Source organism: Hymenobacter sp. (assembly GCF_031398885.1).
GTDB lineage: Bacteria > Bacteroidota > Bacteroidia > Cytophagales > Hymenobacteraceae > Hymenobacter.
Window position 1 is genome coordinate 1 of sequence record NZ_JANNOD010000105.1, and the last position, 24,967, is coordinate 24,967.

General features: G+C 63.5%; 23 protein-coding genes. 12 read left to right on the top strand and 11 right to left on the bottom strand.

From position 1 onward, the window contains the following. Positions 1-214 precede the first annotated feature (214 nt). The 4 genes from nadE to RMO51_RS19390 form a co-directional block, all read right to left on the bottom strand. Positions 215-2,191, bottom strand: a complete 1,977-nt coding sequence (nadE, locus tag RMO51_RS19375) for an NAD(+) synthase (protein WP_310397531.1) — start codon at positions 2,189-2,191, stop codon at positions 215-217. A 174-nt stretch (positions 2,192-2,365) separates the two neighbouring features. After that, positions 2,366-3,088, bottom strand: coding sequence for a ribonuclease III (rnc, locus tag RMO51_RS19380; protein ID WP_310397533.1), 723 nt, complete (start codon positions 3,086-3,088; stop codon positions 2,366-2,368). Between the two features lie 314 nt (positions 3,089-3,402). Beyond that, positions 3,403-4,653, bottom strand: a complete 1,251-nt coding sequence (fabF, locus tag RMO51_RS19385; RefSeq protein WP_310397537.1) for a beta-ketoacyl-ACP synthase II — start codon at positions 4,651-4,653, stop codon at positions 3,403-3,405. Between the two features lie 163 nt (positions 4,654-4,816). Continuing rightward, positions 4,817-5,053, bottom strand: a complete 237-nt coding sequence (locus RMO51_RS19390) for an acyl carrier protein (protein ID WP_019948606.1) — start codon at positions 5,051-5,053, stop codon at positions 4,817-4,819. A gap of 175 nt (positions 5,054-5,228) precedes the next feature. Between RMO51_RS19390 and RMO51_RS19395 the strand changes: the two genes are divergently transcribed. Further along, entirely contained in the window at positions 5,229-5,657 is a 429-nt protein-coding gene (locus RMO51_RS19395; protein WP_310397572.1) for an IPExxxVDY family protein, read from the top strand. 252 nt (positions 5,658-5,909) lie between these two features. Beyond that, on the top strand, positions 5,910-7,349 hold the full coding sequence (pyk, locus tag RMO51_RS19400) for a pyruvate kinase (protein WP_310397575.1): 1,440 nt from the start codon (positions 5,910-5,912) through the stop codon (positions 7,347-7,349). A 75-nt stretch (positions 7,350-7,424) separates the two neighbouring features. Here pyk and RMO51_RS19405 read toward each other — a convergent pair whose 3' ends face one another. Both RMO51_RS19405 and rpsT read right to left on the bottom strand, forming a co-directional pair. Beyond that, the gene (locus RMO51_RS19405; protein WP_310397578.1) at positions 7,425-8,972 is read right to left on the bottom strand and encodes a hypothetical protein; all 1,548 of its coding nucleotides are present in this window, start codon (positions 8,970-8,972) and stop codon (positions 7,425-7,427) included. Between the two features lie 167 nt (positions 8,973-9,139). After that, a complete protein-coding gene (gene rpsT, locus RMO51_RS19410; RefSeq protein ID WP_310397581.1) occupies positions 9,140-9,391 on the bottom strand; it encodes a 30S ribosomal protein S20 in 252 nt (83 codons plus the stop codon). A gap of 350 nt (positions 9,392-9,741) precedes the next feature. Here rpsT and RMO51_RS19415 point away from each other — a divergent pair, with 350 nt between their 5' ends. After that, on the top strand, positions 9,742-10,728 hold the full coding sequence (locus RMO51_RS19415) for an alpha/beta fold hydrolase (RefSeq protein ID WP_310397585.1): 987 nt from the start codon (positions 9,742-9,744) through the stop codon (positions 10,726-10,728). Between the two features lie 15 nt (positions 10,729-10,743). On the opposite strand, the gene rsmG is transcribed toward RMO51_RS19415, so the two are convergent. Next, entirely contained in the window at positions 10,744-11,370 is a 627-nt protein-coding gene (gene rsmG / locus RMO51_RS19420; protein ID WP_310397588.1) for a 16S rRNA (guanine(527)-N(7))-methyltransferase RsmG, read from the bottom strand. A gap of 239 nt (positions 11,371-11,609) precedes the next feature. On the opposite strand from rsmG, the gene RMO51_RS19425 reads away from it, so the two are divergent. Beyond that, a complete protein-coding gene (locus RMO51_RS19425) occupies positions 11,610-12,353 on the top strand; it encodes a DUF2975 domain-containing protein (RefSeq protein WP_310397591.1) in 744 nt (247 codons plus the stop codon). Then, complete coding sequence (locus RMO51_RS19430; protein WP_310397592.1) at positions 12,353-12,592, top strand: helix-turn-helix transcriptional regulator; 240 nt, start codon at positions 12,353-12,355, stop codon at positions 12,590-12,592. Before RMO51_RS19425 ends, RMO51_RS19430 begins: the two co-directional genes overlap by 1 nt. A gap of 255 nt (positions 12,593-12,847) precedes the next feature. On the opposite strand, the gene RMO51_RS19435 is transcribed toward RMO51_RS19430, so the two are convergent. Together RMO51_RS19435 and RMO51_RS19440 are read right to left on the bottom strand one after the other, a co-directional pair. Next, positions 12,848-13,471, bottom strand: a complete 624-nt coding sequence (locus RMO51_RS19435; RefSeq protein ID WP_068188242.1) for an RNA polymerase sigma factor — start codon at positions 13,469-13,471, stop codon at positions 12,848-12,850. Beyond that, positions 13,462-14,607: a glycosyltransferase gene (locus RMO51_RS19440; protein ID WP_310397596.1), complete on the bottom strand. Its 1,146-nt coding sequence runs from the start codon at positions 14,605-14,607 to the stop codon at positions 13,462-13,464. The genes RMO51_RS19435 and RMO51_RS19440 overlap by 10 nt, the downstream gene beginning before the upstream one ends. Before the next feature lie 232 nt (positions 14,608-14,839). Here RMO51_RS19440 and tgt point away from each other — a divergent pair, with 232 nt between their 5' ends. Next, positions 14,840-15,970, top strand: a complete 1,131-nt coding sequence (gene tgt, locus RMO51_RS19445; RefSeq protein WP_310397598.1) for a tRNA guanosine(34) transglycosylase Tgt — start codon at positions 14,840-14,842, stop codon at positions 15,968-15,970. A 22-nt stretch (positions 15,971-15,992) separates the two neighbouring features. Here the strand turns inward: tgt and RMO51_RS19450 are convergent, their stop codons facing one another. Further along, positions 15,993-16,961 (bottom strand): GDP-mannose 4,6-dehydratase, encoded by a 969-nt coding sequence (locus tag RMO51_RS19450; RefSeq protein WP_310397601.1) that lies wholly within the window; start codon positions 16,959-16,961, stop codon positions 15,993-15,995. Between the two features lie 262 nt (positions 16,962-17,223). On the opposite strand from RMO51_RS19450, the gene RMO51_RS19455 reads away from it, so the two are divergent. The 6 genes from RMO51_RS19455 to RMO51_RS19480 all read left to right on the top strand — a co-directional run bounded on the left by RMO51_RS19455 (position 17,224) and on the right by RMO51_RS19480 (position 23,872). Continuing rightward, complete coding sequence (locus RMO51_RS19455) at positions 17,224-17,973, top strand: glycosyltransferase (RefSeq protein ID WP_310397603.1); 750 nt, start codon at positions 17,224-17,226, stop codon at positions 17,971-17,973. Further along, positions 17,966-18,628 carry a lipid-A-disaccharide synthase N-terminal domain-containing protein gene (locus tag RMO51_RS19460; RefSeq protein WP_310397605.1) on the top strand — a complete coding sequence of 221 codons (663 nt, stop codon included), beginning with the start codon at positions 17,966-17,968 and terminating at the stop codon, positions 18,626-18,628. The genes RMO51_RS19455 and RMO51_RS19460 overlap by 8 nt, the downstream gene beginning before the upstream one ends. Positions 18,629-18,683: 55 nt before the next feature. After that, positions 18,684-19,592, top strand: a complete 909-nt coding sequence (locus RMO51_RS19465) for a glycerophosphodiester phosphodiesterase (RefSeq protein ID WP_310397607.1) — start codon at positions 18,684-18,686, stop codon at positions 19,590-19,592. Between the two features lie 91 nt (positions 19,593-19,683). Further along, on the top strand, positions 19,684-21,390 hold the full coding sequence (locus tag RMO51_RS19470) for a glycosyltransferase family 39 protein (protein ID WP_310397609.1): 1,707 nt from the start codon (positions 19,684-19,686) through the stop codon (positions 21,388-21,390). Between the two features lie 373 nt (positions 21,391-21,763). After that, positions 21,764-22,843 (top strand): LptF/LptG family permease, encoded by a 1,080-nt coding sequence (locus tag RMO51_RS19475; RefSeq protein ID WP_310397611.1) that lies wholly within the window; start codon positions 21,764-21,766, stop codon positions 22,841-22,843. Positions 22,844-22,960: 117 nt separating this feature from the next. After that, positions 22,961-23,872 carry a DMT family transporter gene (locus tag RMO51_RS19480; RefSeq protein WP_310397613.1) on the top strand — a complete coding sequence of 304 codons (912 nt, stop codon included), beginning with the start codon at positions 22,961-22,963 and terminating at the stop codon, positions 23,870-23,872. A gap of 76 nt (positions 23,873-23,948) precedes the next feature. Here the strand turns inward: RMO51_RS19480 and ispE are convergent, their stop codons facing one another. Then, positions 23,949-24,770 carry a 4-(cytidine 5'-diphospho)-2-C-methyl-D-erythritol kinase gene (gene ispE, locus RMO51_RS19485; RefSeq protein WP_310397615.1) on the bottom strand — a complete coding sequence of 274 codons (822 nt, stop codon included), beginning with the start codon at positions 24,768-24,770 and terminating at the stop codon, positions 23,949-23,951. Positions 24,771-24,967: the final 197 nt, after the last annotated feature.

The following is a 24,967-nucleotide window of genomic DNA, read 5'->3' on the forward strand; positions in this document are numbered from 1 at the left end:
CATGCTGAGCGCAGTCGAAGCATCTCGCGCGCTTCGTTTGAGCCTTTGCAACGAAGCGGTAGAGATGCTTCGACTGCGCTCAGCATGACCGTTCTCTTACTTCTCGGATAGGCTTCTTAGTCTAATTCCGTAAGCCCTTCATCAACAAATTACTGCATCCAAACTGAACGGCCCTTGCAAGCCCGATGGCAGCTTCTCGGATTGCCCCCACGGCCTACAACTCCGCCAGCTCCGCTGCGAAGCCGCCGCTGAGGATGGGAAACCGCAGCCAGGAGCGCGGGTCCACGTTGTAGTCGTCGAGGTGGAAGCTGGGGGCGTAGCGCTCACGCTTCCACTGGTTGCGGCTCCAGAGGCCGTAGAAGCGGCGCACGTAGGTTTTGAGCTGATCCTCGTCAAAGCCGGTGCTTTCGCCCTCTAGCATGGCCAGCACCTGGCGCGGACTGAGCCGGTCGTAGAAGGCTAGCCGCTCGATGCGGTTGAGCAGGGAGTAGGGCATGAGGTCGCGCTCGTCGGTCTGCTGGTCGGCCAGGGGGCGCAGCTCGGCGGTGGGCTGCAGGGCGTTCACGTGGCGCAGGGCAGCGTAACCCAGCGTGGTTTCGGCCCAGCGCAGCCACAGCTTCACGAAGTACTTGTCGACGCCCGCGATGGGCGAGATGCTGCCGGCCGTGTCGCCGTCCATGGTGCAGTAGCCCACGCTGGCCTCCGAGCGATTGGAGGTGGTGATGAGCAGGCAGTTCTGCACGTTGGCCAGCAGCCAGATGCCGGGCGCCCGCACCCGCGCCTGGATGTTCTGCAGGGCCAAATCGTCGGTGTGCCAGGCCAGGTCCCGGCCCAGCGCGCCCTCGATTTTGCCCACGTAGCCGGCCACCTCGTCGTCGATTTCCCAGTGGTGAAACCGGGCGCCGAGGCTGTCGGCCAGCTCCCGCGCCGAGTGGAACGTGTCGTCGGAAGAGTTAACGGTTCCTTGGTATACGCACGTCAGCAGTTGCTGCACCAGCTCCTGATTCTGAGTTAAAAGTTGAGCGTTAAAAGTTAAAAGCTCATCATGCCCTCTTAACTCTTCACTTTTAACTTTTAACTCCCTTCTCGACTCGTTTTCAACAAGCTGGACTGCTCTGCCGCCCGCGCCCTCCTGCACCACGGCCGTTTCGGCTTCGGCCGGGAAGCAGCCGCTGCGGCGCTTGAACTCTGCTATGCCCAGTTCCTCCACGCCCAGGCGCACCATCTCGGCCACGCCCACGGCGCAGAAGCAGGAGTCGGCCCCGCCGCTCAGGCTCAGCACGAAGCCGCGGCTGCGCGCCTTGCGCAGGTAGTCGAACAGGGCCAGGCTCATGGCCTGGTTCAGCTCCTTGTACTCGTCGGGCTCCGGCAGCGGCGCGATGTGCGCGGCGGGCGGCAGCGCGGCGGCAAAGTCTACGTCCACCCACTCCAGGTCCACTTCCTTGAAGCTCATGAGCTGGTTGCGCAGCAGCAAATGCCCGTTGCGCGCCACCAGAATTTCCCCATCGAAGATGATGCGGCCCGACTCGTTACCCAGCAGGTTGGCGTAGAGGTACGTGCAGTTGAACGTGCGCGAGGCCTTCGTTACCAGCTGGTAGCGCACGTCGGTTTTGCTCATCGCGAAGTGGCTCGCCGAGGGGTTTACAATCAGGTCCACTCGGCCCCGGAGCCGGCAGGCGGGCCGCACGTCGTCGGGCCGCCAGGCGTCTTCGCAAATCTCGAAGCCGAAGCGCACGCCTCGGTGCTCAAACACCATATCGCCCAGCGGCCAGGTCTCTCCTTCCCAGGCCACCGTGGTGGTTTCGCCCGCCACCCAGGGCGCGAAGAAGCGCGTTTCGTAGTGCACCCCGTCGTTGGCCAGGAACTGCTTGGCCGCGAAGCCCAGAATCTGGCCGTCGCGCAGCACCGCCGCCACGTTGTAGGTGCGGTGGTGCAGGCGCACCGGCAGGCCCACCACCACGCAGATGCCAGTGGTCCAGGGCCGCACCTGCTGCAGGTGGGCCAGCGCGGCCTCAGGCATCCAGTCGCTCAGGAACAGGTCCTCGCAGCCGTAGCCGGTCAGGCACAGCTCAGGCAGGCACAGCAACTCCACGCCCGCGGCCTTGGCCTGCGCAATGGCCGCCTCGATATTGCGCAGGTTGTTCTCCCAATCAATGGGAATCTGGTTGAGGGCGGCTCCGGCAATACGCATGACGCTTCGCTTAATGAGAAATGAAGAATGAGCAATGAAGAATTGGATGCAGATGCTTGCCCCGATTTCAAAACGTGTCGGCGCAAGGCGCAGCCAAGGCCTCCGCTTCATCAGCTAAACAAGCAACTCCCCAATTCCTCATTCTTCATTGCTCATTCTTCATTAAGCGCAGCGTCAAACCCCCAGCGCCGTCAGGGCCCGGTCGGCGGCCAGCTGCTCCGCTTGCTTTTTGCTCAGGCCCATGCCGGTGGCCACCACTTCTTCGTCGAGCAACACGGTGGCCGTGAATTCCATCATCCCACCCGGCCGGGCCTCGCCGCTGATGTCGTAGCGCAGGTTTTTGCCCTCGCGCTGGGCCCATTCCACCAGCTTGCTCTTGAAATTGGCCGTAGTGGTGGTGAGCGTGTGCACGTCCACGAAGCCCTTCACCAGGCGGGTAAGCACGAATTTCCGGGCCGCTTTGTACCCCAAATCCAGGTACACGGCCCCCACCAGGGCCTCCAGCGCGTTGCCGTTCACGGAGCGCGAGCGGGCGGCGCGGCCCTGGGCGGCGTCGAGCTGCACCAGTTGGTCGAGGCCGAGCTTGAGGGCGATGCCGTTCAAACTTTCGCGGTTCACGATGCGCGAGCGCATCTCCGTCAGGAAGCCTTCCTGCTCGTAGGGGTACTTTTTGAATAGGTATTCGGCCACCACCGTGCCCAGCACGGCGTCGCCGAGAAACTCCAGCCGCTCGTTGGTTTGGTGGCGGCCCAGGGCCGGCTGCTGCCGCACCGCCGAGGAGTGCGTGAACGCCAACCGATACAGCTTGGCGTTTTTGGGCGTTTGGCCCGTCACCGTCGCCACGGCCTGCCGGAACGCCTTGTCAGAAGCAAAAAACCGGGAAACGAAACCAAGCAAAGCGAAAGAAGGATAAGGAGTGGGTGCTTATTTCCCGTAAAAATAGGTCGTAAAAAGAACGTCATGCCGAGCGCAGCCGAAGCTTCTTTCCCGCCGCAGTAACTATTTACTTGCGCAGTAGAAATGCTTCGGCAAGCCCAGCATGACGCTTGGTTTTTCGGTCGAAACCTAGAGCAATTCTCAGGTTCGTGTACGTGGCGCGGTCGGGAAACCTCACGAGACCCCTGTGGGGCGGGCCCCGGTTCGCTTAAAGCGCGAAGCCCGCGGAGAGGGAAGCCGGACGACCAGTACACGAACCTGAGAGCAGCTGTAACTCACAGTTTACGGAACACCACGGTCGTATTGTGGCCCCCGAAGCCGAAGGTGTTGCTCATGGCCACCCGCACCTCGCGGGCCTGGGCTACGTTCGGCGTGAAGTTCAGCGCCTGGTTGATTTCCGGGTCGGGCGTGTGCAGGTTGATGGTGGGCGGCACCAGCCCGTGCTGCATGGCCATGATGCAGGCCAGCGCCTCGATGCCGCCGGCCCCGCCCAGCAGGTGGCCGGTCATGCTCTTGGTCGAGGAGATGTTGAGCTTCAGGGCGTGCTCGCCGAATACCTGCTCGATGGCCTTAATTTCGGCGCCGTCGCCCAGGGGCGTGCTGGTGCCGTGGGTGTTGATGTAGTCCACGTCGGTGGCCGCGATACCGGCGTCGCGCAGGGCGTTGCGCATCACCAGCACCACGCCGCTGCCGCTGGGGTCGGGCGCGGTGATGTGGTAGGCGTCCGACGACATGCCGCCGCCGATGAGCTCGGCGTACATCTTGGCGCCGCGGGCCTTGGCGTGCTCGTACTCCTCCAGCACCAGCGCGCCGGAGCCTTCGCCCAGCACGAAGCCGTCGCGGTCCTGGTCGTAGGGCCGCGAGCCCGAGGCCGGGTCGTCGTTGCGCTCGCTCATGGCCTTGAGGGCATTGAAGCCGCCCACGCCCGATTCGGTGATGGCCGCTTCGGAGCCGCCCGTCACCACGGCGTCGGCCAGGCCGAGACGAATGTTATTGAAGGCGGCGATGATGGCGTCGTTCGACGAGGCGCAGGCCGAGGTCGTGACGAAGTTGGGCCCGCGGAAACCGTTTTTGATGGAGATGTTGCCCGACGAGGAGTCGGCAATCATGCGCGGGATGAAGAAGGGCGAGTAGCGCGGGGTGCCGTCGCCGCGCCCAAACGAGATGCATTCTTCTTGTAGCGACTTCAGCCCGCCGATGCCGGAGCCCCAAATCACGCCCACCCGGTCCTTGTCGACGCCGCTTTCCAACAGGCCCGCGTCGGCAATGGCCTCGTCGGACGCCACCACGGCGAACTGGCTGAAGAGGTCCATCTTGCGGTGCTCCTTGCGGTCGAAGAAGTCATCGGCTTCGTAGCCTTTCACTTCGCAGGCAAAGCGGGTTTTGAACTTGGCGGGGTCGAAGCGGGTGATAGTGGCGGCGCCGCTGGTGCCGGTACGCAGACCTTCCCAGTAGGCGGGGGCGGTGTTGCCCAGCGGTGTGATGGCCCCGAGGCCGGTAACGACAACCCGTCGGATGGACGACATAAGCAGGCGCCGAGGGCGCGAATGATGAAACGGGATAAAACAGCAAAACCGGCCGGCGGCGGGCCGGCCGGTGTGCGCAGAAAGGCGTTCAGTCCGGGCGAAGCAAGGCGGCTGAGTACAGGAATTCGCTCAAATGCTGGCTGCGCTGCGAAGTAACAGTAAGTTATTTGGCGTGCTCTTCGAGGTAGCTGATAGCCTGGCCCACGGTGCCGATGTTCTCGGCCTGGTCGTCGGGGATGCTCACGTTAAACTCCTTTTCGAACTCCATAATCAGCTCGACGGTGTCCAGCGAGTCGGCCCCCAGGTCGTTGGTGAAGCTGGCTTCGGGGGTTACTTCCGAGGCTTCGACGCCCAGTTTATCGATAATGATGGCCTTAACTTTTTCTGCGATTTCAGACATTTCCGTGGGGGTTTAGGGAAAACTACGGCGCAAAGTAACGAGAGTTTTTCCAACTAACCCACCGCCGCGCTTCCGAATCGCGGGTACAAGATTATGGCGGCGGCCGTGGTTGCGGCCCGCCTCCAGCCGTAGCTTTGCCCCCGCTCCCCCGCGGGGTGCCCCGTTTGCAGCCGCCATGAAGACCTTCACCCTGGACGTAGAATACGAGTGCGATTTTGCCCTGTTCGGGCTCGTGAGCAGCACCCGCGACTACACCCTGGCCTGGACCCTGAACCGGGCCCTGCGCCTGCGCCTCGTGAAGCAGCCCGAGCTGCTGCTCAATCTGCTCAGCCGCGGCCGGCTGGTTTTCACCCACTACCTGCACGCCACCGAAACCCTCACCTTCCGGCTGCTGCGCAACCGCTCCATCGCGCCTTCCAACCTCAAGAAGCCCTTCCTGGCCCCCGACATCAAGGAGTACGACTACCTGCTGGCCGTGAGCAACGGCAGCGGCGCCCTCGCCGACGAGGAGCTGCTGCTGCAACTCGGCGCCCTGGAAGCCGTGCAGTACGTCTGCCAGTTCGACCCCAATACCCTCAAGTACAAAGAGAACCTGATACTGTGAGCCGGAGTGGCCAATTGAGCTTCTTGACCCAGTTCTTGACTAATGAAAGGGCCTTGCGCTGCCCGGCGGGACGGCAGCAGCGGAGCCGATGGGCAACTTGCATTCCAGTTAAATTAAACGACTTTTGCCCCTGCGGCTGGCTTCGCTGGCCTGCTTTTGCCCAACTGCCCACAACCACCCCAGTTGACGCCGCGCGCCAACGTCCCCTCCTTTGGTAAGGCGGGGAGTTTTTTTGTTCCGCTACGCCCTGCCATGGAAAATCGCCCCGCATTCAACAAAACCAAAATAGTGGCCACCGTCGGCCCGGCCTCCAACACCTACGAGCGCCTCGGGGTGCTCATCCGCGAAGGCGTGGACGTGTTCCGGCTCAACTTCTCGCACGGCTCTTACGACGACCATTTGAACGTCATCAACACCGTGCGGCGGCTAAACAAGGACATGCGCACCGCCGTGGGCCTGCTGCAGGACTTGCAAGGGCCCAAAATTCGCCTCGGCGACGTGGAGGGCGGCGGCGTGGAAATCAAGGCCGGGGACCGCATCAAGCTGGTGTGCGGCGAGAAGGAAATCAGCACGGCCACGCGCCTGAGCACCATTTACCTGGGCCTGGCCCGCGACGTGAAGGCCGGCGACATGATTCTGATTGACGACGGCAAGATTGAGCTGAAGGTGCTGGCCACTGACCGCGACTCCGAAGTGGACGTGGAAGTGGTGTACGGCGGCCTGGTGAAGCCCCGCAAGGGCATCAACCTGCCCGATTCGGAGGTGTCGGCCCCGAGCATGACCGAGAAGGACATCGAAGACCTGCAGTTCGGCCTGGCCCACGACGTGGACTGGGTGGCTTTGAGCTTCGCCCGCAAGGCCGACGACATCCGCTTCATCAAAAAGCTCATCGCCGACTCCGGCAAAACCACCCGCGTGGTGGCCAAGATTGAAACGCCCGACGGCCTGCGCAACATCGACGAAATCATTGCCATTGCCGACGCCGTGATGGTGGCCCGCGGCGACCTCGGCGTGGAGGTGAAGATGGAAGAGGTGCCCATGGCCCAGAAGATGATTATTGCCAAGTGCAACGCGGCCGGCAAGCCCGTCATCGTGGCCACTCAGATGATGGAAAGCATGATTACGGCCCCGCGCCCCACCCGCGCCGAAACCAGCGACGTAGCCAACGCCGTGCTCGACGGCGCCGACGCCGTGATGCTCTCCGCCGAAACCGCCGTGGGTGCCTACCCCGCCGAGGTTATCCGCTCGATGGTGGGCACCATCCTGAGCGTGGAAGCCAACAGCCCCCAGCTGTTTCACCACTGGTTTCCCATCGACGCCACCTCGTCCAACTTCATGGCCGACAGCGTGCTCTCCGCCGCCTGCCACCTGGCCAAGAACACCGGCGCCAAAGCCCTCACCGGCATGACGCACCACGGCTACACCGCCTTCCAGTTGGCCAAGTACCGCCCCAAGGCCAACATCTTCATCTTCACCGACAGCCGCCCCCTGCTCACGGCCCTGAGCCTGGTCTGGGGCGTGCGCAGCTTCTACTACGACCGGCTGGTGAGCACCGACAGCACCATCTCCGACATCCGCTACGTGCTCACCACCACCGGCCACCTCGAAACCGGCGACGTGGTCATCAACACCGGCTCGATGCCCATCCAGGACAAGGGCAAGGCTAACATGGTGAAGGTGAGCGTGGCGTAGCCGCGGTTTGTGCAGCGAAGAAAAGGCCCGTTCCTGTTGAGGGGCGGGCCTTTTTGCTGCTATTCGAAATTTGATTTATTCCTTCGTCAAGCGTAAGGTGATGGGGGCCAGCCCAGGTATTTGTAGCTGCAACCAGTACAAGCCCGGGGGCGGGGCGGCCAGCGGCACCAGCATCGTGCCGTGGCCGGCCGGCACCGCCGCCGCCCACACCTGGCGGCCCAGTGCGTCTTGCAACGCCACGCGGGTACCGGAGCGGGCGGGCACCGTGAGCGTCAGCATGGCGGCACCGGCGGCGGGGTTGGGGTGCAGGCTGGCGAAGGCGGCGGCCTGCGCGGCGCGAGTGGGCAGCAGGTTGACGAAAGGAGAAGCCTGCCCACACGTAATGATTTCTCCATTCGACGAGGTCCGGCGGTAATAGGCAAGGGCTGTTTCGTACGTCTCAGAGTCGCCCAGGCCCAACTCAATGCCGAACCGCTGCTGCCAATTACCATCCGTTATGGTTCCGTACAGGGTTTGGCCACCCACGATGCCGGGATACCTGTATTGAAAGGTCAGCAAGGTGTTGCCAGTTTGGCAGCGTCCGCCTCCCACTGTGGGGTTCATGCCTAAACCCACTACCAAAATTTGATTCTGCGCGGAGTTGGTCAGGTTTTTATATTCGCCCGACAACAAAGGCAAGGCCGGATACTGCGGCGACTGGCCCGTACGGAGCGAGAAGGCCACGCGCCCGGTGCGAACAGGAGAAATTACGCTGCCAACAGCACTCCCGCACCCCAGATATTTTGTTTGCGTCCGAACCTGTTCCCGATAGGTGTAAACCAGCGAATCCGCGGCCACTTGGCGGCTTTGGATAGCTCGCAGGATGTAACGGTCCTGGCAAGACGGGCCACCCAGCCCAACGGGCGCATTCACGTATCCCAGCAAATCACCCGGCTGCATATTAAACAACGTGGCCGGATGCAGAGGCGAGGAAGCCAGCGTAGTCGGCAGGCGGTCGGCCACCCACTGCGGCGCGGCAGGCCCACTCACGACGAGCCAACGGGGGCCCTCCAGCAATCCGTACTGCCGGCTCAGACGCACCACTGCCCCCGAGCTAAGCGTGATGGTGGCTACGGAGTCGGAAGGACTGCCGGCGAAACTGGTGACGGGCTGCCAGGTCCGGCTGGTCAGGGTGCCGGTGAGCGCGGGCGCGGTGCAGGCAACCCACGTGCTGCCCACCGCCGCGCGGGGGCGCAGCCGCAACGACAACGCCGCCTGGTAGCTGCCTTCGGCCACATTTTCCAGCACAAACTCCCCCGTGCCGGCTTGCCAAACCAGCCGGGCGCCGAACAGGTTGTTGCGACTTTTGCGGCTACCTCCATGCGCGTAACCGTTCAGGGTGCTGCCATCAACGGGCCGAAGCACCCGGTTAAACGTCCAAGCAGAATCACCCGAGGCCGTAGTGTAGGCCGAATCGAGCCGCAATAAGTACGAGCCGGTGGGGAAATTAGGGGAAGCCGGGGTGGTAAAAGCGTATATCAGCCCCGGCCGAAACGGCCGCCAGGCCGGCTGGGCATGGGCCGGCCCGGCAGCCAGCACCAACACCAACACCAGCCACGGCAACGAGAAGTAGGCGTTTTTCATATATGGCAGCTCAGCGTGAAAAGACACCCGTAAGGTACGCCGCCTGACCAATTTACTCCCCCGCCCAAACGCAAGAAGCCCCGCACGTTTCCGGGCGGGGCTTCCGTGAGGAGCGTAGAACCAGACCTTGGGGCGGCGCAGTCTGGCCCTACTGAACTCGCTACGCGCTAAAGCGCATTGACGAGTTTTGTCAGCTTGCTCTTGTTATTAGCAGCTTTGTTTTTGTGGATGATGTTCTTCTTGGCCAGGCGGTCCAGCATCGAAGTCACTTTCTTCAGCAGCTCCTGAGCGGCCGTTTTGTCGGTGGCAGCGCGCAGGCGCTTGATGGCCGTGCGGGTGGATTTGTGCTGGTAACGGTTCAACACGCGCTTGGCTTCGTTGCTGCGGATGCGTTTGAGGGCCGACTTATGGTTTGCCATGAGTGGGAATATATGGGCGCGCTATGCTATGAGTTCTGGGTTTGGGAGGGCAAAGGTACGCAGTTGCCCGACATTATCAAACCATGTTGGCAAAAATATTGATGGAACGGCTCTTTGCTGGGGTGATGAGGCCCCGTTGCCACGCAGAGCGCGGCATTTCGCACGCCGTTGGCATTTTGGCGGTTCTTCGATTCACACGGGGTGCTGCGCCCTGCAAAGCGGACTTCGCGGTAAAATAACAAGGCGTGAACCCGAAACGCATAGTATGCCTGCCGATTATTGGCGAGCTTTACCGGGTATCCTTTTCCGCCCGTGCGCCCAACCTTTTCTGCAAAAAAATCATCCGCGCCATGCCCCTCGTTGCCGAATCCACTTATCAACCGCCGTTTTATTTGTTCAACGGCCATTTACAAACCATCGTGCCCAGCCTGTGGCGCACGGTGCCCGACGTGGCCTACCAGCGCGAGCGCCTGGAGCTGCCCGACGGCGATTTCCTCAACCTGGACTGGAGCCGCCTGCCCCCCATGCGGCCCACCAACGGCCTCGTCATCGTGTCGCACGGCCTGGAGGGCGACGCCTCGCGGCCCTACATGCGCGGCATGGTGCGCGCCCTCAACCGCGCCGGCCTCGACGCCCTAGCCTGGAACTACCGCAGTTGCGGCGGCGAGATGAACCGCCTGCTCCGCTCCTACCACCTCGGCGACACCGACGACCTGGACCTGGTGCTGCGCCACGCGCTGGCCACCGGACGCTACCGGCGGGTGTTTCTGGTGGGCTTCAGCGCGGGCGGCAACGTGACGCTCAAGTACCTGGGCGAAAACCCCGACCGCGTGCCGACCGAAGTGCAGCGGGCGGCGGTATTCTCCGTGCCGACCGATTTGCAGGCCAGCTCGGTCCACATCGGCCGGCTGCAAAACCAGGTGTACCTGCGCCGTTTCCTGAAATCGCTGCGGCTCAAGGTGCGGGCCAAAGCCGAGCTGCTGCCGGGCCAGATAGACCTGGCCGGCATCGAGGACCTGCGCGACTTTCAGGAATTCGACAGCCGCTACACCGCGCCCATGCACGGGTTTGACTCGGCCGATGCCTATTACCAGCACGCCAGCTCCGGGCGCTACCTGGGCGGCATCCGGGTGCCCGCCCTGCTGGTGAACGCGCAAAACGACCCGTTCCTGCCGGCGTCCTGCTTCCCGCGGGAAGTGGCGGCTGGCTCGCCGTTCGTGTTTCTCGAAACCCCGCCCGAAGGCGGGCACGTGGGCTTCCCGGAGGGCTCGCCGGACGGGGAATATTACTCGGAGCGGCGCGCGGTGGAGTTTCTCACGGCCGAAGTGCCCGCGTAGGGCGAGCGCCGCCTGTCATTGCGAGCGCGGCGCGGCCACAAAAACTACTTTTTTTGTTTCGTAGAATTCCTCGCTGAAAAACTCGCTCAACTCCGTCACGCGGGCTTTCAGGCCGGATTCGGCAATTTCCTCGGTCAAGTCGCCGCCTTTTAAGTAATAAAGGCCGGCGCCGGACGCCCCCTGGGGCTTGTAGCGGTGGGCAATCCAGGGGTGAAAGGTGGCCAGGCGCGCCACGGCCCGGCTCACCACGAAGTCGAACTTCTGGCGCACCTGCTCGGCCCGGGTTTGCTCGGCCGTGACGTTGGGCAGGCCCAGGGCGGCGGCCATGAATTGCACGGCCCGGATTTTCTTGCCGATGCTGTCGACCAGGTGAAAGTGCACCTCCGGGAACAGGATGGCCAGCGGCAGGCCGGGCAGGCCGCCGCCGGTGCCCACGTCGAGCACGGCGCTGCCTTTCGGGAACTGCACAACCTTGGCAATGCCCAGCGAGTGCAGCAAATGGCGCTCCTCGAAATTGTCCATGTCGGGGCGCGACACCAGATTGACGGCCTCGTTGGAGGCCCGAAACTCTACTTGTAGTTGCTGAAATAACCTGAGTTGCTGGGGCGTGAGTTCGGGGAAGTAATGCGGCAGGAGATTCATGGGTGCAAAGGTGCACGCAAGGGGCTATTTTATGCTAACCCGCCACGCGGGCCGCTAGCAGGACTGCGCAAAAGGCCTGGGCAGCCGATTGACCCACCCACGGCAGTGCTGCAGCAAACAAGGCAAACAAAGTATGTCCGATTTGATAAATAATAAATATTTTCTTAAAAGCAATAATTTTTTATTGTTTATCAATAAATTTACTACTTTTGTTTCGTTTAACTAATATTCAATTCCTAATGGCTTTTCTTGTTTTACCCAAGGTGTTGCGCACTGGCATGATGCGCATTGGATTGTTCTTGGCCTTTCTATTTTCGTTAGGCGCTTTATTTAGCGTTTTTGCGCTGGTCATCAGCACGTTTTCAACGGCGGCCGGCGACCCGGAAGTACGTCTGATGCTGGACCGGGATTCGCCCAACATTTTCTCGACCATTCACGAAATAAAAGCCGGCTGGGCCTCCGCCGACCGGCCGCAGGCGCCCCTAGCCAACCGCCAGCCATTACTAGTAAGCAGGCGCGACTCGGCGAGCTTCGAGCTGACGTCCCGGACGCCTGCGCCCCTGCTGCGCTACGTGGAGCGCAGCGCCTGGAAACGGGTGGCGCTGCTGCACCTGGGCGCGCTCAACGGCACGATGTCGCTGGCGTGGGTAATGTATTTTTCCCTCGGCAGTTGGCTAATAACGCTATTGCTCCTCGATGTAACTCCCGCCACACCGTTTACCTACGGCAATGCACGGCGTCTACGTAGCTTAGGAGTGCTGGTGCTGGGGCTCAATGTGTTGCAGGGACTGGGCTATTTGCTGGTCCGGGAGCTGGTGCCCGCGTTTCGGACCCCGGACCTGACCGAGCCCCTGGGCCACTACGTGCGGTTCAGCACCGAAACCATGCTGCCGGGCTGGGAATTGGGCGTAATGCTTCTGATTATTGCCGCCGTGTACCGGCGCGGCGTAGAACTGAGCCAAGAAGCCGAACTCGTTATCTGATGCCCATCATCGTAAATTTGGACGTGATGCTGGCCCGCCGCAAGATGTCGCTTAGCGCCTTGTCCGAAGCCGTGGGCATCACGCTGGCCAACCTTTCCATCCTGAAAAGCGGCAAGGCCAAGGCCATGCGGTTCAGCACCATGGCCGCCATTTGCCAGGTGCTGGAGTGCCAGCCGGCCGACCTGCTGGAGCACCGCCCCGACCCAGCCGACCTGAAGGCCGGCGCCGACGGCGCATAAACACCGCATAAAAAAGCCCCGACGTGCGCCGGGGCTTTTCGCTCAAATCACCCACGTTGCGACCTACCGAACGGTAGCCCCAGCGGGGCGGCATACCGGTAGTGAAACCAATGTATGCGGGTTTGTTAAGCCCCAGCGGGGCGACACTTGCGCCAATAAGTGTCGCCCCGCTGGGGCTCGGAACCCCGTTTTTCCGGCTAGTACTACCGACGTGTCGCCCCGCTGGGGCTAGCGTTTGATAGTCCGCAACTTGGGTTAAATAATCTGCTTGGTGTGCTTCACCATGTCGTAGAGCAGCTCGCGGGCGCGGTGTAGCTGGGCTTTCACGGTGCCGAGCGGGGCTTTGAGCTCGGTGGCGATTTCCTCGTAGCTGAGCTCGTCGAAGTAGCGCAGCGAGACGAGGCGCTGGTACTTGTCGGGCAGGCGCGACACGACGTGGCGCATGATTTCGATTTTCTGGTTGCGCACGGCGTGCTCGGCCGGGTTCAGGTCGTTGTCGCGGAAATCGATGGTGATTTCGTCGCCGTTGTCCACCTTGATGGCGGAGTCGATGGACATGGTTTTGATTTTATTCTTGCGGATAAAATCGATGCAGTTGTTGGTGGCAATGCGAAAGAGCCAGGTGCTGAAGGCGTACTCGGGGTTGAACTTGTGCAGGTTGCGGAAGGCTTTGGCGAAGGCCTCGATGGTGAGGTCCTCGGCGTCGTCCTGGTTGCGCACCATTTTGAGCACCACGTGGTAAACGGGCTTTTTGTAGATGTGCATCAGCTCGGCGTAGGCCTTTTCGTCGCCGTTGTCCACGGCGGCGCGAATCAGCTTGAAGTCGTGCTTGGCTTTGGCGGAAAACTGCTTTTGAATGTCTTGGTTGTTTACTTCCATCGAAGGGTGCGGTTAAAAAGCAGCGAGGCTCCCAGGGCCAGGTATTGAACAAAATAAACCACGTCGAGCACGGGCAACAACCCGACGGTTACGGGTTGGCTCAGGCGGCGGCCGAGACGGGCATACACGGCGCTCACGAACAAAGTTCGGAGGGCCCATACGACTGCCAAAGGTATCCAATTGTTTGGCGAAAATGCTAGCACAACCGTGACCAGGTAACCCAACACATTAGCCATTACGAAGGTGCCCACCCGCCAGCGGTCGGCCAAGCGGTAGGCCCGGCCGGCCGACAAATGCCGCCGTTTTTGGTGCCACCATACGGCCCAGGTGGCCGCGGGTTGGCTTCGGGTGTGGGCCGGCGGGTCGGCCACGACGGCCACGCGCTGGCCGGCGCGCACGGCGTCCTGCACCAGCAGGTCGTCGTCGCCGGAGAGCTGGCGGATGTGGGAGGCAAAGCCCTTGGTGGCCGTGAAACAACCGCGGCTGTAAGCCAGGTTGCGGCCCACGCCCATGTAGGGCCAGCCCCGCCAGGCAAAGCTCAGGTACTGGGCCGCAGTGAGCAGCGTTTCGTAGCGGATGAGCTGGTTGAGGAAACCAGGCGCCGCGGCGTAAGCGGAAAACCCCACCACGAGGTCGGCCCCGCCGCGCGGGGCAAAACCGCGCTGCATCAGGCGCAGCCACTGGTTGGTGGCCGGCCGGCAGTCGGCGTCGGTGAACAGCAGCCGGGCGTGGCGGGCGGTTTTGATGCCGAGGGTGAGGGCAAATTTTTTGGGTGCGAACTCCCGGGGCGTACGGGCCACGCTCACCAGCCGCACCTTTTCGTGGTAATACTGGGCCAGCTGCTGCGCGTAGAGGTAGGTGTCGTCCTCGCTGCGGTCATCGATGAGGACAATTTCGAAGCCGGCGGGGTAGTCCTGCCGGAGCAGTGACGGCAACAGCTGGCGCAGATTGTCGAGCTCGTTGCGCGCGCAGACCACGATGGACACGGGCTCGGTGTCGGAGCCGGGCGCATCGGCGGCGGCTTCGGCCGGGCGGCGGGCGAAGGGCCAGAAAAAATACGCCGCGTAGAACAGCTGCACCGCCACGCACGCCACCAAAAGCCAAAAAAAAGGAGACGTGGGGATGGAAAGCAGCAACAGGAAAGCCCGCTTGGATGAGCCGGCAAAAGTACGGGGCGCCGGGCGGGCGGGCTACCTTTGCCGGGGGTAAGGGCAGTAGCCCGTCCTGCTGAGCGCAGCCGAAGCATCTCGCTCGGGATAGTAATTCTATCGTGAAGGCGATTGTAATTACTGCTGCACGCGAGATGCTTCGGCTGTGCTCAGCAGGACGTTCTTTTTGCGCGCTGCTGCGCTCCGCTTCCCCTCCTACATGACCTTCGACCTCCTCGCCCAAGACCCCACCACCAAGGCCCGCGCCGGCCGCCTGCAAACCGCCCACGGGGCCATTGAAACGCCTATTTTCATGCCCGTGGGCACGGCCGGCACCGTGAAAGCAGTGTCGCAAACCACGCTCAAGGAGGACGTGAAGGCCCAGATTATTCTCGGCAACACCTACCACCTCTACCTGCGCCCGGGCCTGGAGGTGCTGCGCGCGGCCGGCGGCCTGCACCGCTTCAACGGCTGGGACCGGCCCATTCTGACCGACAGCGGCGGCTACCAGGTGTACTCGCTCAGCAACACGCGCAAGATTAAGGAAGAGGGCGTCAAGTTTCGCTCGCACATCGACGGCAGCCAGCATCTGTTCTCGCCCGAGGGCGTGATGGACATTCAGCGCGTCATCGGGGCCGACGTCATCATGGCCTTCGACGAGTGCACGCCCTGGCCCTGCGAGTACGACTACGCCGCCCGCTCGCTCGACATGACCCACCGCTGGCTAACGCGCTGCATCGAGCGTTTCGACCGCACCGAAGGGCTCTACGGCTACGAGCAGGCACTTTTTCCCATTGTGCAGGGCAGCACGTTCAAGGATTTGCGCGTCAAGTCGGCCGAGTTCATTGCCGAACAGGGCCGGGCGGGCAACGCCATCGGCGGGCTGAGCGTGGGCGAGCCGGCCGAGCTGATGTACGAAATGACCGAGCTGGTCTGCGACATCCTGCCCCGGGACAAGCCCCGCTACCTGATGGGCGTGGGCACGCCGGCGAATATCCTGGAAAACATTGCCCTGGGCGTGGACATGTTCGACTGCGTGATGCCGACCCGCAACGCCCGCAACGGCATGCTCTTCACCACCCAGGGCGTTCTGAACGTGACCAACAAGAAGTGGGCCGCCGACTTCACCCCCATCGACCCGGAGCTGGGCGGGCACGCCAGCACGTTCTACTCGCGGGCCTATTTGCGCCACCTGTTCCAGTGCCAGGAAATGCTGGGGCCGCAAATTGCCTCGGCCCACAACCTAGCGTTTTACCTGTGGCTGGTGACCGAAGCGCGCCGGCAAATAGTAGCCGGCACGTTCGGCCCCTGGAAGGACCGCATGGCGCCGCAGGTGATGACGCGCCTGTAGGCGTCAATGCCGCTCTGCAAGCCTACGCAGCGGGCATTTCGGGTAGCCCCGCCACGAATTGCCGCAGGCCCTCGGCCAGGCTGGTTTGGGGCGAGTAGCCGAGCAGGGCCCGGGCTTTGCTGATGTCGGCGAAGGTGATGTCCACGTCGCCGGCCTGCATCGGCTGAAAAACGAGTTGTGGCACGACGCCCACGGCCCGGCCCACGGCCGCAATCAGCTCCAGCAGCGGCACGGGCTGGTGGTTGCCCAGGTTCACGGTTTCGAACACGCCGGCGTGGGCGAGCAGGTAGCGCACGCCCCGGGCAATGCCGTCCACGGTATCGGCCACGTAGGTGTAGTCGCGGGCCGTGCGGCCGTCGCCAAACACCGGGATGGGCTGGCCGGCGCGCAGCAGGCGCACAAACTTGTGGATGGCCAAATCGGGGCGCTGGCGGGGGCCGTACACGGTGAAGAAGCGGGCGTTCAGCGCGTCCAGGCCGTAGAGGTGGTGGTAGGTGTGCACGAGCTGCTCGCCGGCCAATTTGCTGGCCGCGTAGGGCGAGATGCAGGTGGCCAGCGTGTTGGCGTCTTCCCGAAACGGCTGCTCGGGCGCGTTGCCGTACACCGACGACGACGAGGCGAAGAACAGCTTGCCGCTGCCGTGCTGGTGCATCCACTCCAGCAAATGCCCGGTGCCCAGCACGTTGTTTTCGAGGTAAGCGGCGGGGTTCTGCACCGAGGGGCCCACGCCGGCTTTGGCCGCCAGGTGCACCACCACGTCCACCGCCGCGGTGGGCAGCGCCGCGGGGCCTTGGCGCAGGTCGGCTTCGTGAAACGAGAAGCGCGGGTGCTGCGCAAAGGCCGCGAGGTTGGCTTCTTTGATGGCGCGCGGGTAGAACGGGTCGAAATTGTCGAGGCCCACCACGCGGTAGCCGTCGTGCAACAGTCGCTCGCACAGGTGCGAACCAATAAAGCCGGCGCAGCCGGTAACAAGCACAGTGGAAGGTAGCAAGCGAATAACGAGGAGTGAAGCCGGCGCAGCCGGGCCGAAACGGGGTCGAAAAGTACGCATTCAGCGCTGTTGTGGCCGCCGGCTCTGCGGCAGGCTCCCGCCGGGCCTCGGCGCGGCCGGCCACAACGAAGGGCCAGGCCGGGCGCTCGGAAGCAGTTCCGGCTGTTTGTTCGCCACCAGCCGCTGGGCGGTGGCCCCGGGCATTGGGCAAAAGGGTGCGAACTTGCGCCGGCTTTCCCGCTTTCTACGCAACCCGTTATTTATGTCATCACCCGATTATCTGGCCCGGCAGCAGCTAACGGTGCTGGTGCCCGTGTACAACGAAGAAGAAAGCCTCGGGCAGTTTGTAATCGAGATGAACAAGTTCCTGGCCGAAACGCCGGTGCCCACCACCGTATTATTCGTCAACGACGGCAGCACCGACGGCTCGCTGGTCCTGCTGCGCGGGGTGTGCGCCCAGGACCCGCGCTACGAATTCATTTCCCTGCGCCACAACCGCGGCCTGAGCACGGCCATCAAGGCGGGCATCGACCACTGCCGGGGCACGCTGGTGGGCTACATTGATAGCGACATCCAAACCTCGCCGCTGGACTTTCTGCAGTTCTTTCCCTTCTTCCCGGAGTTCGACATGGTGAACGGCATCCGGGCCCAGCGGCAGGACACGCTGGTGAAGAAGCTCTCGTCGAAGGTGGCCAACGCCGTGCGGCGCGCCCTCATCAACGACGGCATTGAGGACACGGGCTGCCCGCTGAAAATCATCAAGGTTGAATACGCCCGGCGCCTGCCGCTTTTCCACGGCATGCACCGCTTTCTGGGGGCGCTGGTGCAGCTGCAGGGCGGCCGGGTGCGGCAGCTGCCGGTGCGGCACTTCCCGCGCTTTGCCGGCACGGCCAAGTACAACCTCTGGAACCGGGCCTGGAAGCCGCTGGTCGACACCTTCGGCTTCCGCTGGATTCGCAGCCGCTGGAAAAACTACGAGATTGGCGAGCAGCACGCCGGCACGCATGCTTAAGACCGAAACCGTCGCGCTGGGCATCGGCCTGCTGGCGCAGCTGCTCTTTTCGAGCCGCATTGTGTTGCAATGGGTGCAGAGCGAACGGGCCCGGCGGGTGCTGGTGCCGGCCTTGTTCTGGAAAATCAGCCTCGTCTCGTCGCTGCTGATGATAGGCTACGGCATGCTCCGCCACGACCCGGTCATTCTCGGGGCCCAACTCATCAGCTACGGCATCTACATCCGCAACCTGCAACTGCTCGGCGACTGGCGCAAACTCGCGCCGGCTTTCTGGGTGGGGGCCTACGTGCTGCCGCTGCTGGCGCTGGCGGGGTTTGTGGTGGGCACGCCGCATTTCAGCCTGCAAACCATGCTGCACACCCCCATTCCGCGCGGCTGGCTGGTGCTGGGCGCGGTGGGCCAAGGCGTCTTTCTGCTGCGCTTCGTTTTCCAATGGCTGTACTCGGAGCGCAAAGGCGCGTCGGTACTGCCGTTGGGGTTTTGGGTCGTGAGCCTGGTCGGCTCCGGGCTGATTCTGGCCTACGCCCTGCTGCGCGCCGACGCTGTGCTGCTGCTAGGCAACGCCTTCGGCACGGTGGTGTACGCCCGCAACATCGTGCTGATGCGCCGCGAGCAACGGCAGGTGGTGGCGGCGGCGGCCAAGGTGCCACAATGAAGCGGCGACGCCCCGCGGCCGGGTAAAATCACAACACGTATTAACCATAGTAAGCATGCGAAAGACTCTCTTTTTACTCGTTCCGGTGGTGCTGGCGCTGGGCTGGCTCGGGGTGAGCCGCTGGCAGCTCGCCGCCCTGACCCTGCCCGCCGGCGCGGCCCAGCCGCTGGTGGTGGGGCACGGCGGCTCGGGGTTTTTTACCCCGCTCAACCCATTCAACCCACTGCCGCCCAGCAGCATGACGAGCTTTCGGCAAGCCCTGGCGCGGGGCGCCGACGGCGTGGAAGTGGACGTGCAGCTCAGCCAGGACAGCGTCCCGACGTTGTACCACGACCGCGAGCTCACGAGCATGACCGCCGGGGGCACGGGCTGCGTGAGCCAGCACCCGGCCGCTGAGCTGGTGCAGCTCCGCTACCGCGGGGGCTGGCCCTACGACTGGTTTCAGCACGAGCGGCTCGTTACGCTGGACACGCTGCTCCGCGAGCTTGCGCCCAAGTCGCCGTTTCCCTACCTGCACCTCGACCTCCACGAAGGCGAAATATGCGCGGCGCCGGGCCAGGAGCTGGCCCAGTCGCCGGCCCTGGCCCGGCAACTGGCCCGGCGCCTTATCGACTACCGGGTGCCCCTGGCCCGCGTGCTGATTACCAGCAACTACCTCTCCACCCTGCGCTACCTGCGCACCCTGCTGCCGGCCGTGCCGCTGGCCCTGGAAATAGTGGCGGACTTCGACTCGGCTTTCGCGCAGGCCCAGGCAGCCGGGATTCAAACCCTGGTGGTCAAAAAAGAACAGATAACGCCCGAGCGGGTACGGCGCATGCGCGCCGCCGGCATCCGGCTCGTGCTCTTCGGCGGGCGCAGCACCAGCGCCATCAAGCATCAACTGGTCCATGCCCCGTACGCCATCGAAACCGACCACGTGGCGAGGCTGCTTTCTTTGCTGGACCGGCCGGTGCAGCAGCCCTGAAGCGGTAGTCACGCAGCAAGCAGCCGGACCAGCCGACCCGTGCCGCCGTGCCGCCGCCGTGGTTTTTGCTGATTGGTCACCCTTTGTTTTCATGGAATCAACGCCTGCTCCTTCTTCCTTCTTTGCGCAGTGGTGGGCCCGCCTGCTGGCCGTTCTCGCGGTGTGCGGCTGCAATTTTTTCGCGCACCTGGGCGCCCTGGAGATGGGCCTGATGGAAGTCCGCAACTTCGTGGCCGCCCGCGAAATGGCCGCCGGCGGCTCCTGGCTGATACCCACCATGAACGGGCAGCTCCGCCTGGCCAAACCCCCGCTGCCGACCTGGGCCGTGGCCACCCTGATGCACCTCGCCAACGGCAGCGCCGACCCGGGGCTGCTGCGCCTGCCCGCGGCTATCATGGCCACGCTGCTGGTTTTGTTCTTCTGGGGCCTGGCCCGGGAGCTGACCCGGGACGCCGCTTCCGAAGCGTTGGCGCCGGGCCGCACGGCCTGGCTGGCGGCGCTGGTTTTGGGCAGCAGCCTGCTCACCGTCACGGTGGGCCGCGAAGGGCATTGGGACATTTTTTCCAACGGCTTCGCGGTGGGCAGCCTATGGCTGCTGGCGCGGGGCTGGAACCGTCCGGCGCCCGCCTACGCTTCGTTTGCCGGGGCCGGGCTGCTGCTTGGCTGCACTTTCCTGAGCAAAGGGCCGGTGAGTCTGTACACCATCGTGCTGCCTTTTGTGGCCGCGTACGCTTCGCGCTGGCAGCCCGGCGGCCGGGCCCGGCTGCGCGGGCACTGGCGCGGCGCCCTGGTTGCCCTCGGGGTTGCGGCCCTATTGGGCGGTGCCTGGCCCCTGTACGTGTGGCTGCACGTGCCCGCGGCCGCGGCCGCCGTGGCCCGCACCGAAGCCACGTCGTGGGGCGACCGGCACGTGCAGCCGCTGTGGTACTACTTCAACTTCGTCGTGTTTGCCGGGGTGTGGGCCGTGGCGGCCGCGGCGGCCCTAGCCGTCCCTTACGCGCGGCGCCGCGCGGCGCCTTTCGTTCCCTACGCCCTGGCCCTGGCCTGGCTGCTGGCGTCCCTGGTGCTGCTGAGCGTGGTGCCGGAGAAAAAGGAACGCTACATGCTGCCGCTGCTGCCGCCGCTGGCGCTGCTGCTCACCGGGCTGTTGCGCTACTGGGAGCAGGAGTTCGCCGCGCGCCGCGCCGCCGCCGGGCCCGACCATTGGCTGCTGCGCGGCTGGGCGGGGGCGCTGCTGCTGGCCTGCGTGGGCCTGCCGGTGTTTGTGGGGGCCACCCGGCTGCCGGGTTTTGGGCTCACGTCCGTACCGTTTGTGAGCGCCCTGCTGGTGTTTGGTGGGCTGGCCAGGTGGGTGGTGCGGGGCGGCTGGCAGCACCGCCGGCCCGCGGTGCTCATTACGGCCTCCGTGCTCGCCATGGGCGCGCTCATGCTGCTGCTGGTGCCCGCCTACCCAGCCCTGCGGTCCCGACGGGCCGAGGCGGGCCTGCGCCGCCTGGCCCAGGCGCGCACCACCCCGAGCTGGCAAAACAAGCCCTGGTTGGCCCTGAACGAGCTGCACATGGAGCAGGTGTGGGTAGCCGGCCGGGCCGTGCCCACCTGGGTATCGCCGGCCGACAGCCTGCCCGCGCTGCCGGCCCTCGTGTTTGCGGCAAAGCCCTTGGCGCGGCGGCTGCCCGCCGCGTGGCGGGGGCGCGTGCGGTTGGCCAGCACGGACAGCTTTTACCTGGGCGCCAGACGCAAAGACGGGAAGTTTTTTGTCGGGGTGCTGGAGCCGGCCACCGGGCCCGGGAGCCGGTAGAGCTATTTTGAGGCAGTACCTTTGGTGCCGTTCGACAAGCACCCTGAAAACGACTGGCTATTACAAGAATTGCTGGGCTTGGCTTCGCAAACCATTTCTTTTTTAGTGGAGCCGTTGGCGGCTGGCGCCCCGGAGAGCAACTACTGCCCGGCTCCTGCGGCAACGGCCCGCCTTCCGCAAGACCCGATGAAGGAAACGCGCCACCGGCGGCCATGACAATAACTCGCTCAGCCCCCAGTTACCACGCGGCATGCGGGCCGGGGCCCGGGGCAGGAGGGGCCGACACTTTTCGCAGCAGCAGATGGTTTTTAGGAATTCTTTCGATAGGTGCCGGCCCTATTAAATCAGAAGTCAACGGCTACCAGCTCACGACATGAACATCCTCGACAAGTACATTATCAAGAAGTTTCTCTCCGCGTTTTTCTTCACGGTGGTTATTCTCGTGTCGGTTATTTGCGTCATCGATTTCACGGAAAAAAACGAGGACTTCGTTGAGCACGAGCTGTCGATGTCGAAAATCATTTTCGGCTATTACCTGTACCTATTTCCTTACTTCGCCAATTTACTTTCCCCCATCACCATTTTCATTGCCGTCGTATTCGTGACGGCGCAGCTGGCGGCCCGCACCGAAATAGTGGCCATTCTGGCCAGCGGCGTGAGCTTCCGGCGGTTGATGCTGCCGTACGCCATCGGCGGTTGCGTGGTGGGGGTGTTGATATTCGGATTGAACGGCTGGGTGTTGCCCGTGGGCAACAAATCCCGGGTGGCCTTTGAGCGGGCCTACACCAAACGGCCTTACCGGTTTCAGGGGCGCAACGTGCACATCAAGATTGGCCCGCGCCACTACGTGTACATGGAGAGCTACGACAACACGAGCAACGTCGGCTTTCATTTTGCCCTCGAAACCGTGGACAGCACGCTGCTGCGCCGCCGGCTCACGGCCGACGCCATCAACTGGGACTCCACCAAGCGCGTCTGGCACATGTCGCCGCAGTTGGTGCGCACCTTTCAGGGGCCGCAAGATGAGCGCCTGCAAACCCTGCCGGCCCGCGATACCACCCTCAACCTTTTTCCCAAGGACTTTGCCAGCACCTACAAGCTGGCCGAAACCCTCACCGTGCCCGAGCTGAACGCCTTCATTCGGACCAAGATTGAGCGCGGGGCCGACGACACGCAAATTTACCTGAGCGAGAAGTACGAGCGGTACGCCTACCCGTTTGCCATCGTCATCCTCACCCTGATTGGCGTCATCCTCAGCGCCCGCAAGTCGCGCGCCGGCGTGGGCGGGCAGATTGCGCTGGGGTTTGTGCTGGCCTTTGTGTTCATCATTTTCACGATGCTGAGCCGCAACCTGGCGCAGGTGGGCAGCCTGCCGCCCATCATCGCGGCGTGGGTGCCCAGCGGGGTGTTCACCCTCATCGGGCTGGCCCTGTACCGGTTCGTACCGAAATAAGGTTGATGTGATTAATGACGTGCTGATTGGTGATGTGCTGATGTGCTGATTATTTTATCCACGGGCAGCTTCTACCAGAAATAGCCTTGGCAGCACATCAGCACATCGATTAAATTAATGGTAAAAGATTACCTCAAGCTTCATTTCATCGTGCTCTTGTGGGGCTTCACGGCCATCCTGGGCAAGCTGCTGACAGTGCCGCCGGTGGAGCTGGTGTTCTGGCGGACGCTGCTGGCGGCGGGCGGCCTGGCCGGGCTGCTGGCGGGGCGGCGGCAGGCGTGGCGCATTCCGGCGGGGCAGGCGGTGCGGCTGCTGGCGGTGGGCGCGCTGGTGGCCGTGCACTGGATTACCTTTTTCCTGGCGGCGCGGCTCTCGTCGGTGAGCGTGTGCCTGGCGGGCCTGGCCACGCTGGCCCTGTGGACGTCGCTGCTGGAGCCGCTGCTGCTGTGGCGGCGGGTGCGCGGCTACGAGGTGGGCCTGGGCCTGATTACCATGGTGGGCCTGTACCTGGTGAGCCAGGCCGAGCTGGACCAGTTGCTGGGCCTGGGCGTGGCGGTGCTCTCGGCGGGCCTCTCGGCGCTGTTCAGCGTGCTGAACGCCAAGCTGATTAAAACGCACCCGCCGCTGCGGCTCACCTTTTACGAAATGCTGGGGGCTTGTTTGAGCATCGTCCTGTTCTTTCCCGTTTACAGCCAGTACTTCACCCAGGGCCGGGGCCTGCAGCTGGCCTGGCACGGCTCCGACTGGCTGTGGCTGGGCCTGCTGGCGGGCGTGTGCACGGTGTACGCGTTTTCGACGTCGGTCGAGCTGATGAAGCGCCTCTCCCCCTTCGCCGTCAACCTGACCATTAATCTGGAGCCGGTCTACGGCATCGTGCTGGCGGTGCTGGTGTTCGGCAGCCGGGAGCGCATGGCCACCGGCTTTTACCTGGGCACGCTGCTCATCGTGCTCAGCGTGCTGATTCACCCGCTGGTAGCGCGGCTGATGAAGGCCAAAGAGCGGGCACCCGCGTCGTCGGTTTCAGCGTGATTTTAGTTAAAAGTTAAAAGTGAAGAGTTAAAATTCGTACCCCCTTTTAACTCTTCACTTTTAACTTTTAACTATTTTAAAGCACGCCCTGCCACACCGTGTACTCCGCCGGCCACGCCAGCGCCTTTGGTTCACCATCCGCCCACAGCCCGTACACCGCCGAGCCCGAGCCCGTCAGGCTGGCGTAGGCCGCGCCCGCGGCGTAGAGCTGCTGCTTGATGTCGGTCAGCACTGGATAAATGGGCGTGAGGGCCGTTTCAAAATCGTTGCTGACCGTGGCGCGCCAGCTGGTCATGGGTGGCGCCAGGGCCTCGCGCAGCGCGTGCGTCGGCCGTTTCGAGATAATGCGCGCGTAAGCCTCCCCGGTGCCGATGTGCAGGTTGGGGTAAACCACCACGCAGCCGGTGCCCGTCAGGTCGAGGCTGATTTCTTCGAACACGTCGCCTTTTTCCACCGCCAGCACCGGCTTGTTGCGGATGAAAAAAGCGCAGTCGGACCCCAGGCGGCGGGCGTAGCTTTCCAGCGCGTCGTCGGTCAGGCCCAGGGCGAAAAGGTCGTTGGCAGCCTTCAGGGCAAAGGCGGCATCGGCCGAGCCGCCGCCCAGGCCCGCGCCAATGGGTACAATCTTATGCAGGTGGATTTGGGCGGGCGGCAGCTGCGGAAAGTCAGTTTGCAGCAATTCGTAGGCCCGCACGCACAGGTTCGTGGCCGGGTCGCCGGGAATGGGGCGGCCGGTGAGCGTAATGCTCGTGGCCTGGCCAGCGGGGGCGGGCAGCACTTCCAGCGCGTTGGTCCAGGGCAGCGGCACAAACACCGATTCGAGGGTGTGGAAGCCGTCGGGCCGACGCTGGGTGACGTAGAGGCCAAGGTTGAGCTTGGCGTTGGGGAAAACGAGCATTGGACGCTGCGCTTAATGAGGAATTACGGCGGTTCTCAGGATAGTGTACATGGCGCGGCTGGGAAACCTCACCCCCGGCCCCTCACCCCAGGAGAGGGGAGCCTGACAGAACAACACCCAAAAATTAAAAGTGCTCGAAAAATTAAGAATTTAAGTGGCGGGATGATTCAACACCTTCTGCCTTGCCGGTTGGCAAA